Source organism: Cupriavidus sp. 2TAF22 (assembly GCF_052115045.1).
Classification (GTDB): domain Bacteria; phylum Pseudomonadota; class Gammaproteobacteria; order Burkholderiales; family Burkholderiaceae; genus Cupriavidus.
In genome coordinates this window covers 231,189-245,996 of sequence record NZ_JBFRFX010000002.1, presented here as the reverse complement: position 1 = coordinate 245,996, position 14,808 = coordinate 231,189, and the positions used below count along the sequence as shown (strand labels likewise).

The following is a 14,808-nucleotide window of genomic DNA, read 5'->3' as shown; positions in this document are numbered from 1 at the left end:
CCGGGCCGCGTTGCCAAGGATTCCATGAGCAAGAACCACATTCCGCTGCAACAGATCAATCAATCCCGCATCCTGGTGACGGGCGACATGATGCTGGACCGCTACTGGTTCGGCGACGTGGAACGCATCTCGCCGGAAGCGCCGGTGCCGGTCGTGCAGATCAAGCGCAGCGACGAACGGCTCGGCGGCGCCGCCAACGTGGCGCGCAACGCGGCCGCGCTGGGCGCCACGGTCGGCATGCTCGGCGTGGTGGGCGACGACGAGCCCGGCCGCACGCTGGAGACGCTGCTGGAGGCCAGCCATGTGCAGCCCTACCTGCACCGCGACCGGAGCGTCAACACCACCATCAAGCTGCGCGTGATGGCGCACCAGCAGCAACTGCTGCGCGTGGATTTCGAGAACCCGCCGGCGCACGAAGTCCTGCTCTCCGTGCAGGACCGCTTCCTGGCCCTTGTGAAGGAATACAAGGTGCTGGTGCTGTCCGACTACGGCAAGGGCGGGCTGGCGCACGTGGGCCGCATGGTGGAAGCCGGCCGGGCGGCCGGTTGCCTGGTGCTGGTCGATCCCAAGGGCGACGACTACTCGCGCTATCGCGGCGCCACGCTGATCACGCCCAACCGCGCCGAGATGCGTCATGTGGTGGGTGCCTGGAAGACCGAATCGGACCTCACCATCCGGGCCCAGAACCTGCGCCGCGAATTGCATCTCGATGCGCTGCTGCTGACGCGTTCGGAAGAGGGCATGACGCTCTACACCGAAGCGGAAGTGCTGCATGTTTCGGCCCAGGCGCGCGAGGTCTACGACGTATCGGGCGCCGGCGACACCGTGATCGCCACGCTGGCGACCATGCTCGGGGCCGGCGTGCCGCTCAAGGAAGCCGTGCAGCACGCCAACCGCGCCGGCGCCATCGTGGTGGGCAAGCTCGGCACGGCCGTTGTCACCTATTCTGAATTGTTCGGCTCGCAGGCGCAGGGCGCGGCGCTGCCTTCCGGCTCGAACGAGCCTTCACGCACATGACCATCATCGTTACCGGCGCGGCCGGATTCATCGGCAGCAACCTCGTCAAGGGCCTCAACGAACGCGGCGAGGACAATATCGTCGCCGTCGACAACCTGACGCGCGCAGAGAAATTCCACAACCTCGTCGACTGCGAGATCCTCGACTACGTGGACAAGACCGAATTCCTCGCGCGCTTCGCCCGTGGCGAGTTCGGCAAGGTGCGCGCGGTCTTCCACGAGGGCGCCTGCTCGGACACCATGGAGCACGACGGCCGCTACATGATGGAGAACAACTACCGCTATACGCGGGCGCTGATGGAAGCCTGCCTGGAGCAGGGCACGCAGTTCCTCTACGCTTCGTCGGCGGCGACCTACGGCGCTTCGCAGGTGTTCAAGGAAGACCGCGAGCACGAGCAGCCGCTCAACGTCTACGGCTACTCCAAGTTCCTGTTCGACCAGGTGGTGCGGCGCACGCTGCCGTCGGCTTTGTCGCAGATCGTGGGCTTCCGCTACTTCAATGTCTACGGCCCGCGCGAAGCGCACAAGGGACGCATGGCTTCGGTGGCGTTCCACAATTTCAACCAGTTCCGCGCCGACGGCACCGTGAAGCTGTTCGGCGAATATGGCGGCTACGGCCCGGGTGGCCATACGCGCGACTTCGTGTCGGTGGAAGACGTGGTGAAGGTCAACCTGTTCTTCCTCGAGCACCCGGACAAGTCGGGGATCTTCAACCTCGGCACCGGCAACGCGCAGCCCTTCAACGACATCGCCACCACCGTGGTCAACACGCTGCGCGAAGCCGAGGACAAGCCCCGGCTGAGCCTGGACGAGCTGGTGCAGGAAGGACTGGTCGAGTACGTCAAGTTCCCCGATGCGCTGCGCGGCAAATACCAGTGCTACACGCAGTCGGACATGTCGCGACTGCGCGCGGCAGGCTACAAGGACGCGTTCTACACGGTCGAGGAAGGCGTGTCGCGCTACTGCCGCTGGCTGCTGCAGCGCAAAGCCTGAGGCGGGAGAGATCAGGCCATCGACGCGCGCTTCGGCGCGCGTTTTTTTGGCTTGCGGCGGACACACCTTGGTAGCCGAGGTGAACATTTGTTGCAGGACGCGCCAACGCTGCCGCGCGCTCCTATCCTCCGTGTTGCCGCGTCCAGCGAGGGCGCGGCTACCTTCACAACGGATAGGAGAATCTCCATGCGCAATCAGGCAATCAAGGTACTCAAGCTGGTTTCCGGGCAGGCACTGCTGGCCCTGGCGCTGTGCTTTTCGCTGATGGGCGCGGCCCATGCCGCGGTCGATGTCAATACGGCAGACGAGACTTCGCTGGTGACGCTCAAGGGCATCGGTCCGGCCACCGCGAGCACCATCGTCGCCGAGCGCGCCAAGGGTGGTCCCTTCAAGGATGCGGCCGACCTGGCCGACCGCGTCAAGGGCCTTGGGCAGAAATCGGTGGCGCGGCTGCAGGAAGGCGGCATGACCATCGGCGCCGCGGCCGCACCGAAGCCGGCCGCGGTTGCGGCAAAGAAGGATGCCAAGGTCGCGGACAAGGCGCCGGCCAAGCCCGCCAGATAAGCGGGCGCGGCTGCCGCCACCAAGGCAACCCGCCCGTCGTACCGAAGAAGCCCCGGCCGTGTCCGGGGCTTCTTTGCGTTCATGCACCAAAAGCGCGGTCGAGCCGCTGGTACGGCTCGTGCTAGTCCGGATGGCTTCGCACGATCGCGGCTGCACGGTATCATGCGGACGCCCGCGCAGGCCGAGCCGGCCGCGCGGCAAGGACAAACCAAATCGAGCCGGACCTGCCCGCGCGCGGGCGGCCAGGCCAAGGACAGAAAAGGGAGCTGGACAATGGGAAATGATGAGGACGCGGGATTCCTGCCCAAGTGGCGGCTGAAGACGCATGGCGTGATCGCGCCTGACGAGCGGCTGCCTGCGGGGCAGACCGTCCTGGCCGGCATCCAGCACGTGGTGGCGATGTTCGGCTCGACGGCGATCGCGCCGATCCTGATGGGTTTCAATCCCAATATCGCGATCCTGTTTTCCGGTATCGGCACGCTGATTTTCTTCTTGTGCGTGCGCGGGCGGGTGCCGAGCTACCTGGGCTCGAGCTTCGCCTTTATCGCGGTGGTGATTGCCGCCACCGGCTACGCCGGCAGCGGCCCCAACCCGAACATACCGGTGGCGCTGGGCGGCATCATCGCCGCGGGCGCGCTCTACCTGGTGATCGGTCTCGTGGTGCAGGCGGTGGGATACCGCTGGGTCGAGCGGCTGATGCCGCCCGTGGTGACCGGCGCCATCGTCGCGGCCATCGGCCTGAACCTGGCGCCGGTGGCGGTCAAGGCCGTGAGCGGCGCCGCGCTCGACACCTGGGTTGGCCTGGCCACGGTGCTGGCCGTTGGCATGGTCGCCGTGCACGCGCCTGGCATGCTGCGCCGGCTGCCGGTGCTGGTCGGCGGGCTGTTCGGCTATGCGCTGTATTACGTTTGCACCAATGTCATGGGACTGGGCAAGGCCATCGATTTCTCCGGCGTGGCCGCGGCGAGCTGGTTCGGCCTGCCGGTCTTCACCTCGCCGGTATTCCAGGCCAGCGCCATGCTGCTGATCGCACCGGTGGCGATCGTACTGGTGGCCGAGAATCTCGGGCATATCAAGGCCATCAGCGTGATGACCGGGCGCAATCTCGATCCGTACATCGGGCGTGCCTTCATCGGTGACGGCATTGCCACCATGATCTCCGCGGGCGGCGGTGGTACCGGCGTGACCACCTATGCCGAGAACATGGGCGTGATGGCCGTGACCCGGATCTACTCCACGCTGATCTTCGTGGTGGCCGCGGTGGTGGCGCTCATCCTGGGCTTTTCTCCCAAGTTCGGCGCGCTGATCCTGACCATCCCGGGTCCCGTGATCGGCGGCCTGACCATTGTCGTGTTCGGGCTGATTTCCGCCACGGCAGGGCGCATCTGGGTGGAAAACAAGGTGGACTTCTCCAGCTCGCGCAACCTGATCACGGTGGGCGCCACGCTCACCGTGGCGGCCGGCGACCTGACCCTGAAGCTGGGCGGCATGGCGCTGGGCGGTATCGGTACCGCCACTTTCGGCGCCATCCTGCTGTATCACCTGCTGGGCGGCAGCAAGAGCGAATCCGACGCCTGATGACCGTGCCGCGGCGGCCCGGGCGGCGAGGGTCGCCCGCCGCGCAGCCAACGCGGGTATTACGACTGGATTACAATGTCCGCCGACATTTGGAATCCCCGCTCACCATGGCCTACAAGACGATCGAAGACACCATCGGCAATACGCCGCTGGTGCAACTGCAGCGCATCCCCGGCGCCGCCGGTGCCCCGCGCGGCAATGTCATCCTCGGCAAGCTCGAGGGCAACAACCCGGCCGGGTCGGTCAAGGACCGGCCGGCGGTGTCGATGATCGCCCGCGCCGAAGCGCGCGGCCGCATCAAGCCGGGTGATACGCTGATCGAGGCCACCTCGGGCAATACCGGCATCGCGCTGGCCATGGCGGCCGCCATCCGTGGCTACAAGATGGTGCTGATCATGCCCGAAGACCTGAGCATGGAGCGCCGCCAGAGCATGGCCGCCTATGGCGCCGAGATCATTCTCACGCCGGTCAAGGGCGGCATGGAGTACGCGCGGGACCTGGCTGACTCGATGGAGCGCGATGGCCGCGGCGTGATCCTCGACCAGTTCGGCAACCCGGACAATCCGCTGGCCCACTACGAGACCACCGGCCCCGAGATCTGGCGCGAAACCGAAGGACGCATCACTCACTTCGTCTCCGCCATGGGCACCACCGGCACCATCACCGGCGTGTCGCGCTTCCTGAAGGAGCAGAGCGCGGCGGTGCAGGTGGTCGGCGCGCAGCCGGCCGAGGGCTCGCGCATTCCCGGCATCCGCAAGTGGCCGGAGGCGTACATGCCGAAGATCTACGATCCCAAGTACATCGACCGCACCGAACTGGTCAGTCAGGGCGATGCCGAGCACATGGCCCGCCGCATGGCGCGCGAGGAAGGCATCTTCTGCGGGATCTCGGCCGCCGGCGCGCTGTGCGTGGCACTGCGCATCGCCGAAGAGGTGGAGAACGCCACCATCGTCTTCGTGGTGTGCGACCGCGGCGACCGCTATCTCTCGACAGGGGTGTTCCCGGCCTGAGGCCCGCGCCGCACGCACCGCACGCGCCAGCAAAAAGCCCCGCTCGGATCACGGCGGGGCTTTTTGTCTTCTGTGGTCGGCGGCGGCAGGTGCCGCCGGCGCTCGGGGTCAGCCCATCGCCGACTTGACCGCCTCGCCCAGCTGGTACACCGCCAGCGCGTAGAAGAAGCTGCGGTTATAGCGCGTGAGCACGTAGAAATTGCGCAGGCCCAGCATGTAGTCGGTGGTTTCGCCGGGCGTGGGCAGGTCCACCACCAGCACGCCGGTCTCGCCTTCGCGCGCCAGGTCGATCGGTTCGTCCACGCGCAGGCCGGCCTTGAGCAACTGGTTCAGCGTGCGGGTGGGCCACGGCTCGCCGTCTGCGGCCGCGGTGGCGATGCCGCGGCTGCCCTCGTCGGGGGCAAGGCGCCAGACCACCGGGCGGCCCTGTTCCCAGCCGTGCAGTTGCAGGAAGCGGCCCACGCTGCCGATGGCGTCGGTGGCGCTGTTGCGCAGGTCGATGTGGCCGTCGCCGTCGTAGTCGATGGCGTAGTCGCGCAGGCTGGTCGGCATGAACTGCGGGATGCCGACGGCGCCGGCGTAGGAGCCCAGCACCGAGAACACATCGGTGTTGGTGTCGCGGCACCACAGCAGGTAGTCCGCCAGCTGGTTGCGGAACAGCGTGGTGCGCGCGTCGCGGTTCGGGGTGTCCGGATAGTCGAAGGCCAGCGTGGAGAGCGAGTCGATCACGCGGAACGTGCCCATGTCGCGGCCATAGATGGTTTCGACGCCGATGATGCCGACGATCACCGAAGCCGGCACGCCGAACTCGGCCTCGGCGCGGCGCAGGGTGTCGCGGTTCTGCTGCCAGAAGCGCACGCCCGCGTTGATGCGGATGGGTTCGATAAAGCGCGAGCGGTATGCGCGCCAGCTCTTGCGGCCCGGCGTGGCGGGCGGCATGATCAGGCGCGCTACCGTGGACGAATAGACGGCCTGCCCGAACCAGCCTTCGAGCATGGGGCGGGCGAAGCCATGGCGCGCCACCATTTCGTCGATGAAGGCGCGGCTCTTCGGGTTGTCGCGATAGCGGCCCGGCTCGATCTCTTCCTCGCGCACGCTCACACGGCGCTTGCCGGCGGCAAGCAGTGCGGGAGAAACGCCGCACAAGCTCAATGCGGCAGCGGAAAGCGCAGCTCCCAGCAAGGGGCGGCGCAGGGAGCGCTGGGTTTCGGTCATGGTGTCCTTTGCAAGTCGCTGCGAGTATAGCGGATGGTGCCCGCGCGGCACCTCGCTGGGTGCCCGGCGCGGCATGTGCTAACGTAGCGATTGGAGACCACGATAAAGCTATAAGCCATGCCGACAGGCTATTACACGCATCCAGAATTCCTGCTGCATGAGATGGGGCATTTCCATCCGGAATGCCCGGAGCGCCTGCAGGCCATAGAAGACCAGCTGATCTCGCACGGCATGGATGGTTTGCTCGACCGGCGCGATGCCCCCGCCGCGACCGCAGAGCAGATCGGGCGCGTGCACCGGCCGGAGTACGTGGCCAGCCTGGCCGCCGCCAGTCCCGCCAGCGGCTATCACCCGATCGACCCCGACACGCTGATGAACAGCCACACGCTGGCCGCCGCCACGCACGCGGCCGGCGCCGCGGTGGCAGCCACCGACGCGGTCATCGCGGGCGAGATCGAAAATGCCTTTTGCTGTGTGCGCCCGCCCGGCCATCATGCCGAGCCGGACCATGCGATGGGCTTTTGCTTCTTCAACAACGTAGCGATCGCCGCGCGCCACGCGCTCGCGGCGCACGGCCTGGAGCGCGTGGCGATCGTCGATTTCGACGTGCATCACGGCAACGGCACCGAGGCCGCGTTCCGCGGCGATGCGCGCGTGCTGATGTGCAGCTTCTTCCAGCACCCCTTCTATCCCTACAGCGGCACCGAGCATATCGCCACCAATATGTCGAACATCCCGCTGCCGGCCTATACCAGCGGCATGGCGGTGCGCGAAGTGGTGGAGACGATCTGGCTGCCGCGCCTGAACGAGTTCAAGCCGCAGATGCTGTTCATCTCGGCGGGCTTCGATGCCCATCGCGAGGACGACCTCGGGCAGATGGGGCTGGTCGAGCAGGACTACGCCTGGATTACCGCGCAACTGATGGAAGTCGCCCGCACGCATGCCAAGGGACGCATCGTCAGCTGCCTGGAAGGTGGCTACAACCTCAGCGCGCTCGGCCGCAGCGTGCTCGCGCACCTCAAGGTGCTGCTCGAGCAATAGACAACAGGAGAAGGCCTGCCATGGCAGATACCGATAACCGCCATGCGGCGTCGCTGCTGAGCGAAAGCCTCGATGCGCCCGGCGTGCTGCGGCTGACGATGAACCGTCCCGAAGCCTTCAACGCCTTGTCCGAGGGCCTGCTGGACGCGCTGACCGCCGCCTTCGCGCGCGTCGCGGCCGATGCTTCGGTGCGCGTGGTGGTGCTGGGCGGGGCAGGGCGAGCCTTCTGCGCCGGCCACGACCTGCGCGAGATGCGCGCCAGCCCGTCGCACGACTACTACCGCCGCCTGTTCGACCGCTGCACGCGCATGATGATGGCGATCCACAAGATGCCGCAGCCGGTGATCGCGCGGGTGCAGGGCGTCGCCACCGCCGCCGGCTGCCAGCTGGTGGCCATGTGCGACCTGGCCGTGGCGGCGGATGACGCGCGCTTCGCGGTATCCGGCGTCAATCTCGGCCTGTTCTGCGCCACCCCCGGGGTGGCGCTGTCGCGCAACCTGTCGCGCAAGCAGGCGCTGGAGATGCTGCTGACCGGCGACATGATCGACGCGACGGAGGCGCGCACGCGCGGGCTGGTCAATCGCGTGGTGCCCGCCGACGGCCTCGATGCCGAGGTCGCGCGCCTGGCCGCCAGTATCTGCGCCAAGCCGGCCGCCGCGGTGGCTGCCGGCAAGGGCCTGTTCTACCGCCAGCTCGAGATGGGCATCGAGGCCGCTTACCAGCTGGCCGGCCAGACCATGGCCTGCAACATGATGGATCCCGCCGCGCTGGAGGGTGTCCAGGCCTTCCTGGACAAGCGTGCGCCTTCTTGGCGTGGCGAATAAACTGCTTTTTATTGTCTTATATGCCTTGAACATATAAAGACATCGGCAAAAAGTCGTTTCTGGTATGAAGCGGATCGCTTAAAATGCGAGCTTCGCCTAAAAATAAAATGCGGCAACAGCGCTTGAGACATTCTCGCCTGTTGCCGTTTTCTTTTCACATGATCGAACTGCAAGGTCTATCGCAGCGCTTCCCCGGCGGGTCGGGCGAGGTGCATGCATTGCGGGATGTCAGCCTGTCCATCGCGCCGGGCGAGGTGTTCGGCATCATCGGCCGCAGCGGCGCCGGCAAGAGCACGCTGGTGCGCGCCATCAACCTGCTCAACCGCCCCAGCGCCGGCCGCGTGATCGTCGGCGGCCAGGACCTGACGGCGCTCGACAGCGGCGCGCTGCGCCAGGCCCGCCGCGACATCGGCATGATCTTCCAGCATTTCAACCTGCTGTCGTCGCGCACCGTGTACGACAACGTGGCGCTGCCGCTGGAGCTGGCCGGCAAGTCCAGGAACGAGATTTCCGCGACGGTGCTGCCGCTGCTGGAACTGGTCGGCCTGACGGCGCTGAAGGACCGCTATCCCGCCCAGATCAGCGGCGGGCAGAAGCAGCGCGTGGGCATCGCCCGTGCGCTGGCCAGCAAGCCCAAGGTGCTGCTGTCGGACGAGGCCACCTCGGCGCTCGATCCGGAAACCACGCGCGCCATCCTGGAGTTGCTCAAGCAGATCAACCGCGAACTGGGCCTGACCATCGTCATGATCACGCACCAGATGGAAGTGATCAAGCAGGTCTGCGACCGTGTCGCCGTGCTGGAAGCCGGCCAGGTGGTCGAGACCGGCCGCGTGATCGACGTCTTCCTGCGCCCGCGACACGAGGTCACGCGCGCCATGATCGGCGATGTGATTGCCCAGGAACTGCCGGCAAGCGTGCTCAAGCGCGTGGAAAGCCGGCTTGGCAACGGCCGCGACCATGTCTACCGGCTGGCCTTCACCGGCGAAGGCGTGGACCAGCCGGTGCTGGCCCAGGCCATCCGCCGCCATGGGCTGGACTTCAATATCCTGCACGGGCATATCGACGAGATCCAGGGCCAGGCCTTCGGTTCGCTGGCCATCATGGCCACCGGCGAACCCGCCGACGTCAAGGCCGCGATGGCATTCCTGCAAGAACAAGGCGTGGTCGTGGAGGAGATCGAGCATGTGGTCTGAAATGTTTGATCTGTTCGTGACCTCGTTCAACGAGACCTTGCTGATGGTGGGCATCTCGGGCGTGGTCGGCTCGCTGTTCGGCGTGCCGCTGGGCGTGCTGCTGCACCTGACCAACCGCGGCGGCGTGCTGTCGCACCCGCTGTTCAACCGCACCATCGGCGTGGTGGTCAACGCGGTGCGCTCGATTCCCTTCATCATCCTGCTGGTGGTGGTGATCCCGTTCACGCGCTTTATCGTCGGCTCGTCGATCGGCACCACCGCGGCCGTCGTGCCGCTGACCATCGCCGCCATTCCGTTCATCGCGCGACTGGTGGAAAGCGCGCTGCGCGAGGTCGACAAGGGTTTGGTGGAGGCCGCCCAGTCGATGGGCGCGACCACCGGCCAGATCGTGATGAAGGTGCTGCTGCCCGAGGCCATGCCCGGCATCGTGGCCGGCCTGACCATCACCTTCGTGAGCCTGGTCGGCTATTCGGCCATGGCCGGCGCCATCGGCGGCGGCGGGCTGGGCGACCTGGGCATTCGCTACGGCTACCAGCGCTACATCACGGAAGTGATGGTGGCGGTAGTGCTGATCCTCATCGTCTTCGTGCAGGCGGTGCAGAGTTTCGGTGACTGGCTGGTGCGGCGCATCAGCCACAAGTGAGCGAGGCGCGCGGCAGCGCGCAACAAAAGAAATCAGGGCAATCGAGAAATCGAGCCATCCAGAAATCGAGAAACAAGGAAGTCAGACATGCAACGTCGTAACGTGCTGCAATGGATCGCCGGCGCCGCCATTGGCGCCACCCTGGCCACTGGTGCCATCGCCCAGGAAAAGCCGATCAAGATCGGCGTCACCGGCGGCCCGCACGCCCAGATCATGGAGCAGGTCAAGAAGGTCGCCGCCAAGGACGGCCTGAACATCCAGGTCGTCGAGTTCAGCGACTACATCCAGCCCAATGCCGCGCTGGCCGCCGGCGACCTCGACGCCAACAGCTACCAGCACCTGCCGTACCTGGAAGCGCAGATCAAGGACCGTGGCTACAAATTCACCCACATCGCCTTCACCGTGACGTTCCCGATGGGCGTGTATTCCAAGAAGCTCAAGTCGCTCGACCAGCTCAAGGAAGGCGCGCGCGTGGGTGTGCCCAACGACCCCACCAACGGCGGCCGCGGGCTGCTGCTGCTGCAGAGCAAGGGCGTCATCAAGCTGCGCCCGGATGCAGGCCTGAAGGCCACGCCGCTGGACATCGTGGCCAACCCGAAGAAGATCAAGATCGTGGAGCTGGACGCAGCGCAGCTGCCGCGCTCGCTGGATGACCTCGACGCCGCCGCGATCAACGGCAACTATGCCGAGTCCGCTGGCCTGTCGCCGATCAAGGACGCCATCGCCATCGAGGGTCCGAAGGGCCCCTACGCCAACCTGATCGCCATCCGCGAAGCCGACAAGAACAAGCCCTGGGTGGCCAAGCTGGTGAAGGCTTACCACTCGCCCGAGATCAAGCAGTATGTGCAGAGTACGTTCAAGGACTCGGTGATTACCGCCTGGTAAGCTGAAAAAAACCGCCAGACCTGCGTGCTCCAGGGCATTCTGCAGCACAATGGCGCAAGGTTTTCACGTTGCCGGGCTATGCCCGGCAATTCTTTACCGATAAAATAGTACGACCGTTCGAAAAACAAGAGAGCCGCCAACCCGGTGGTTATAATGGCGGGCGAACCAAATTTCTGACTATCGACTATCAGTGGAGTGAGCGCATGAAAGTACTCGTCGCAGTCAAGCGCGTGGTGGATTACAACGTCAAGGTCCGGGTGAAGTCGGACGGCACGGGCGTGGATCTGGCCAACGTCAAGATGAGCATGAACCCGTTTGACGAAATCGCCGTGGAAGAAGCGGTGCGCCTGAGGGAAGCCGGCGTGGCGACCGAGGTGATCGCCGTGTCGTGCGGCGTGGCGCAATGCCAGGAAACCCTGCGCACCGCGATGGCGATCGGCGCCGACCGCGGCATCCTGGTCGAGTCGAGCGAAGACCTGCAGCCGCTGGCCGTGGCCAAGCTGCTCAAGGCGCTGGTCGACAAGGAGCAGCCGCAACTGGTGATCCTGGGCAAGCAGGCCATCGACGACGACTCCAACCAGACCGGCCAGATGCTSGCCGCGCTGGCTGGCCTGCCGCAAGCGACCTTCGCCTCCAAGGTGACCGTTGCCGACGGCCGTGCCTCGGTGACGCGTGAAGTGGACGGCGGCCTGGAAACGCTGTCGATCAAGCTGCCGGCGGTGGTGACCACCGACCTGCGCCTGAACGAGCCGCGCTACGTGACGCTGCCCAACATCATGAAGGCCAAGAAGAAGCCGCTCGAGACCGTCAAGCCCGAGGACCTCGGCGTCGACGTCGCGCCGCGCCTGAAGACCGTCAAGGTCGTCGAGCCGCCCAAGCGTACCGCGGGTGTGATGGTGCCGGACGTTGCGACGCTGGTGCAGAAGCTGAAGAACGAAGCCAAGGTCATCTGAGCGCCAGGAGATAAAACATGACTGCACTCGTCATTGCTGAACACGACAACCAAACCATCAAGTCCGCCACGCTGAACACGGTGACGGCTGCCGCCCAGTGCGGCGGCGACGTCCACGTGCTGGTGGCCGGCGCCAACGCGAAGGCTGCCGCCGACGCGGCCGCCAAGATCGCCGGCGTGTCCAAGGTGCTGCTGGCCGACGCCGCCTACTTCGGCGACGGCCTGGCCGAGAACGTGGCCGAGCAGGTGCTGGCCATCGCCAACGACTACAGCCACATCCTGGCCCCCGCGACCCCCTACGGCAAGAACATCCTGCCGCGCGTGGCCGCCAGGCTGGACGTGGCCCAGCTGTCGGACATCACCAAGGTCGACAGCCCGGATACCTTCGAGCGCCCGATCTACGCCGGCAACGCGATCTCGACCGTGCAATCGTCGGACAAGGTGAAGGTCATCACCGTGCGCGGCACCGGCTTCGACGCCGCTGCTGCCGACGGTGGCTCGGCCGCCGTGGAAAGCCTGCCGGCCGTGGCTGACGCGGGTATCTCGCAATTCGTCTCGCGCGAAGTCACCAAGAGCGACCGCCCCGAACTGACCGCAGCCAAGATCATCGTGTCCGGTGGCCGTGGCGTGGGCTCGGGCGAGAACTACACCAAGGTGCTGACGCCGCTGGCCGACAAGCTGAACGCCGCCATGGGCGCCTCGCGCGCCGCGGTGGACGCCGGCTTCGTGCCCAACGATTATCAGGTCGGCCAGACCGGCAAGATCGTCGCGCCGCAACTGTATATCGCCGTCGGTATCTCCGGCGCGATCCAGCATCTGGCCGGCATGAAGGACTCCAAGGTGATCGTGGCGATCAACAAGGATGCCGAAGCGCCGATCTTCTCGGTGGCCGACTACGGCCTGGTGGGCGACCTGAACGTCGTGGTGCCGGAACTGGTGGCGGCGCTGGGCTGATCGCAGGGTTCGGCCGCCGCCAGGCGCGCCGGACCGGGCCAGGGAGTACAAGCCGTTCCGGGCCCGCCCGAGAACGGCTTTTTTATACATATCGGAGACATCGATGACCTACCGTGCCCCGCTCAAGGACATGCTGTTCGTGATGAACGAACTGGCTGGCCTCGACGCAGTCAGCAAGCTGCCCGGCTTCGAGGACGCCACGCCGGAGACGGCGCAGGCGGTGCTCGACGAGGCGGCCAAGTTCAACGAACAAGTCTTGGCGCCGCTCAACCGCATCGGCGACACCGACCCCAGCAGCTGGAAGGACGGCGTGGTCACGACCACGCCCGGCTTCAAGGAGGCCTTCCGCCAGTTTGGCGAGGGCGGCTGGCAGGGCGTGCTGCATCCGCAGGAATTCGGCGGCCAGGGCCTGCCCAAGGTCATCGCCACCGCGTGCAACGAGATGCTCAATACGGCCAATCTCTCGTTTGCCCTGTGCCCGCTGCTGACCGACGGCGCCATCGAGGCCTTGCTGACCGCCGGCACGGACGCGCAGAAGGCCACCTTCCTGCCCAAGCTGATTTCGGGCGAGTGGACCGGCACCATGAACCTGACCGAGCCGCAGGCCGGTTCGGACCTGGCAGCCGTGCGCACGCGCGCCGAGCCGCAGGGCGACGGCACGTTCAAGGTCTTCGGCACCAAGATCTTCATCACCTACGGCGAGCATGACATGGCACAGAACATCGTCCATCTCGTGCTGGCGCGCACGCCGAGCGCGCCCGAGGGCGTGAAGGGCATCTCGCTGTTCATCGTGCCCAAGTTCCTGGTGAACGAAGACGGCTCGAACGGCGCGCGCAACGACGTGCATTGCGTGTCGATCGAGCACAAGCTCGGCATCAAGGCCAGCCCCACCGCGGTGCTGCAGTTCGGCGACCACGGCGGCGCCATCGGCACGCTGGTGGGCGAAGAGAACCGCGGCCTCGAGTACATGTTCATCATGATGAACTCGGCGCGCTTCTCGGTCGGCATGCAGGGTATCGCCGTGTCCGAGCGTGCCTACCAGCAGGCCGTGGCCTTTGCCCGCGAGCGCGTGCAGAGCCGCCCGGTCGACGGTTCGGCGCGCGAGGCGGTCACCATCATCCACCACCCCGACGTCAAGCGCATGCTGATGACGATGCGCTCGCTGATCGAAGGGGCACGCTCGGTGGCCTACGTTGCCGCGGCCGCTTGCGACACGGCGCACCAGCATCCGGACGAGGCCGTGCGCAAGCAGAGCCAGGCCTTCTACGAGTTCCTGGTGCCTATCGTCAAGGGCTGGAGCACGGAGCTGTCGATCGATGTCACCAGCCTTGGCGTGCAGGTCCACGGAGGCATGGGCTTCATCGAGGAAACCGGCGCTGCGCAGCACTACCGCGACGCGCGCATCCTGCCGATCTACGAAGGCACCACCGCCATCCAGGCCAACGACCTGGTCGGCCGCAAGACCCTGCGCGACGGCGGTGCCGTGGCGCGTGCCATCTGCGCGCAGATCGCGGAAACGGAAGCCGCACTGGGCAAGCAGGATGGCGCGGCGTTCGCAGCGGTGCAGGCGCAGCTGGCCAAGGGCCGCACGGCGCTGGAAGCCGTGGTGGCGTTCGTGGCGTCCAATGCCAAGGCGGATCCCAACGCCGTGTTTGCCGGCAGCGTGCCTTACCTCAAGCTGTGCGGCATCGTGTTCTCGGGCTGGCAGCTCGGCCGCGCCATGCTGGTGGCACAGGCAAAGCGCGGCGAGGATGCATCGTTCCATGACGCCAAGATCGCCACGGCGCATTTCTTCGCCGAGCACATCCTGTCGCAGGCATCGGGTTTGCGCGATGCCGTCGTGGCGGGCGCCGCGCCGGTCAATGCCTTGAGCGAAGCGCAGTTCTGACCTGTTCGTGCGCAAGCAAAAGGCGGCCCCGCGGGGCCGCCTTTTTTTACGC

The 14,808-nt window shown here is 66.2% G+C and carries 14 protein-coding genes; 13 read left to right on the top strand and 1 reads right to left on the bottom strand.

All coding sequences use genetic code 11. The features are described 5' to 3' along the window. The first annotated feature begins 24 nt into the window (after window positions 1-24). The 5 genes from rfaE1 to cysM all read left to right on the top strand — a co-directional run bounded on the left by rfaE1 (window position 25) and on the right by cysM (window position 5,161). Window positions 25-1,017: a D-glycero-beta-D-manno-heptose-7-phosphate kinase gene (rfaE1, locus tag AB4Z48_RS03705; RefSeq protein WP_441612517.1), complete on the top strand. Its 993-nt coding sequence runs from the start codon at window positions 25-27 to the stop codon at window positions 1,015-1,017. Continuing rightward, a complete protein-coding gene (rfaD, locus tag AB4Z48_RS03700) occupies window positions 1,014-2,009 on the top strand; it encodes an ADP-glyceromanno-heptose 6-epimerase (protein WP_441612516.1) in 996 nt (331 codons plus the stop codon). Before rfaE1 ends, rfaD begins: the two co-directional genes overlap by 4 nt. A 186-nt stretch (window positions 2,010-2,195) precedes the next feature. After that, on the top strand, window positions 2,196-2,573 hold the full coding sequence (locus AB4Z48_RS03695; RefSeq protein ID WP_441612515.1) for a ComEA family DNA-binding protein: 378 nt from the start codon (window positions 2,196-2,198) through the stop codon (window positions 2,571-2,573). Window positions 2,574-2,846: 273 nt separating this feature from the next. Next, the gene (locus tag AB4Z48_RS03690) at window positions 2,847-4,151 is read left to right on the top strand and encodes a solute carrier family 23 protein (RefSeq protein WP_441612514.1); all 1,305 of its coding nucleotides are present in this window, start codon (window positions 2,847-2,849) and stop codon (window positions 4,149-4,151) included. Between the two features lie 107 nt (window positions 4,152-4,258). Then, on the top strand, window positions 4,259-5,161 hold the full coding sequence (gene cysM / locus AB4Z48_RS03685) for a cysteine synthase CysM (RefSeq protein WP_441612513.1): 903 nt from the start codon (window positions 4,259-4,261) through the stop codon (window positions 5,159-5,161). A gap of 108 nt (window positions 5,162-5,269) precedes the next feature. On the opposite strand, the gene mltB is transcribed toward cysM, so the two are convergent. Continuing rightward, a complete protein-coding gene (mltB, locus tag AB4Z48_RS03680; RefSeq protein WP_441612512.1) occupies window positions 5,270-6,376 on the bottom strand; it encodes a lytic murein transglycosylase B in 1,107 nt (368 codons plus the stop codon). Between the two features lie 117 nt (window positions 6,377-6,493). Here mltB and AB4Z48_RS03675 point away from each other — a divergent pair, with 117 nt between their 5' ends. The 8 genes from AB4Z48_RS03675 (at window position 6,494) to AB4Z48_RS03640 (ending at window position 14,756) form a co-directional block, all read left to right on the top strand. Then, entirely contained in the window at window positions 6,494-7,417 is a 924-nt protein-coding gene (locus AB4Z48_RS03675; RefSeq protein WP_441612511.1) for a histone deacetylase family protein, read from the top strand. A gap of 20 nt (window positions 7,418-7,437) precedes the next feature. Further along, a complete protein-coding gene (locus tag AB4Z48_RS03670) occupies window positions 7,438-8,241 on the top strand; it encodes an enoyl-CoA hydratase (RefSeq protein ID WP_441612510.1) in 804 nt (267 codons plus the stop codon). Window positions 8,242-8,399: 158 nt separating this feature from the next. Further along, on the top strand, window positions 8,400-9,434 hold the full coding sequence (locus tag AB4Z48_RS03665) for a methionine ABC transporter ATP-binding protein (protein ID WP_441612509.1): 1,035 nt from the start codon (window positions 8,400-8,402) through the stop codon (window positions 9,432-9,434). Next, window positions 9,424-10,077, top strand: coding sequence for a methionine ABC transporter permease (locus tag AB4Z48_RS03660; protein WP_441612508.1), 654 nt, complete (start codon window positions 9,424-9,426; stop codon window positions 10,075-10,077). The genes AB4Z48_RS03665 and AB4Z48_RS03660 overlap by 11 nt, the downstream gene beginning before the upstream one ends. A gap of 87 nt (window positions 10,078-10,164) precedes the next feature. After that, a complete protein-coding gene (locus AB4Z48_RS03655) occupies window positions 10,165-10,962 on the top strand; it encodes a MetQ/NlpA family ABC transporter substrate-binding protein (protein ID WP_441612507.1) in 798 nt (265 codons plus the stop codon). Between the two features lie 203 nt (window positions 10,963-11,165). After that, the gene (locus tag AB4Z48_RS03650) at window positions 11,166-11,915 is read left to right on the top strand and encodes an electron transfer flavoprotein subunit beta/FixA family protein (RefSeq protein WP_441612506.1); all 750 of its coding nucleotides are present in this window, start codon (window positions 11,166-11,168) and stop codon (window positions 11,913-11,915) included. Between the two features lie 17 nt (window positions 11,916-11,932). Next, complete coding sequence (locus AB4Z48_RS03645; protein ID WP_441612505.1) at window positions 11,933-12,868, top strand: electron transfer flavoprotein subunit alpha/FixB family protein; 936 nt, start codon at window positions 11,933-11,935, stop codon at window positions 12,866-12,868. A 103-nt stretch (window positions 12,869-12,971) separates the two neighbouring features. Then, window positions 12,972-14,756, top strand: coding sequence for an acyl-CoA dehydrogenase (locus AB4Z48_RS03640; RefSeq protein WP_441612504.1), 1,785 nt, complete (start codon window positions 12,972-12,974; stop codon window positions 14,754-14,756). Window positions 14,757-14,808: the final 52 nt, after the last annotated feature.

Coding starts and splice junctions, on each gene's coding strand:
- rfaE1 (WP_441612517.1), top strand. CDS start 25: ATGAGCAAGAACCACATTCCGCTGCAACAGATCAATCAATCCCGCATC.
- rfaD (WP_441612516.1), top strand. CDS start 1,014: ATGACCATCATCGTTACCGGCGCGGCCGGATTCATCGGCAGCAACCTC.
- AB4Z48_RS03695 (WP_441612515.1), top strand. CDS start 2,196: ATGCGCAATCAGGCAATCAAGGTACTCAAGCTGGTTTCCGGGCAGGCA.
- AB4Z48_RS03690 (WP_441612514.1), top strand. CDS start 2,847: ATGGGAAATGATGAGGACGCGGGATTCCTGCCCAAGTGGCGGCTGAAG.
- cysM (WP_441612513.1), top strand. CDS start 4,259: ATGGCCTACAAGACGATCGAAGACACCATCGGCAATACGCCGCTGGTG.
- mltB (WP_441612512.1), bottom strand. CDS start 6,376: ATGACCGAAACCCAGCGCTCCCTGCGCCGCCCCTTGCTGGGAGCTGCG.
- AB4Z48_RS03675 (WP_441612511.1), top strand. CDS start 6,494: ATGCCGACAGGCTATTACACGCATCCAGAATTCCTGCTGCATGAGATG.
- AB4Z48_RS03670 (WP_441612510.1), top strand. CDS start 7,438: ATGGCAGATACCGATAACCGCCATGCGGCGTCGCTGCTGAGCGAAAGC.
- AB4Z48_RS03665 (WP_441612509.1), top strand. CDS start 8,400: ATGATCGAACTGCAAGGTCTATCGCAGCGCTTCCCCGGCGGGTCGGGC.
- AB4Z48_RS03660 (WP_441612508.1), top strand. CDS start 9,424: ATGTGGTCTGAAATGTTTGATCTGTTCGTGACCTCGTTCAACGAGACC.
- AB4Z48_RS03655 (WP_441612507.1), top strand. CDS start 10,165: ATGCAACGTCGTAACGTGCTGCAATGGATCGCCGGCGCCGCCATTGGC.
- AB4Z48_RS03645 (WP_441612505.1), top strand. CDS start 11,933: ATGACTGCACTCGTCATTGCTGAACACGACAACCAAACCATCAAGTCC.
- AB4Z48_RS03640 (WP_441612504.1), top strand. CDS start 12,972: ATGACCTACCGTGCCCCGCTCAAGGACATGCTGTTCGTGATGAACGAA.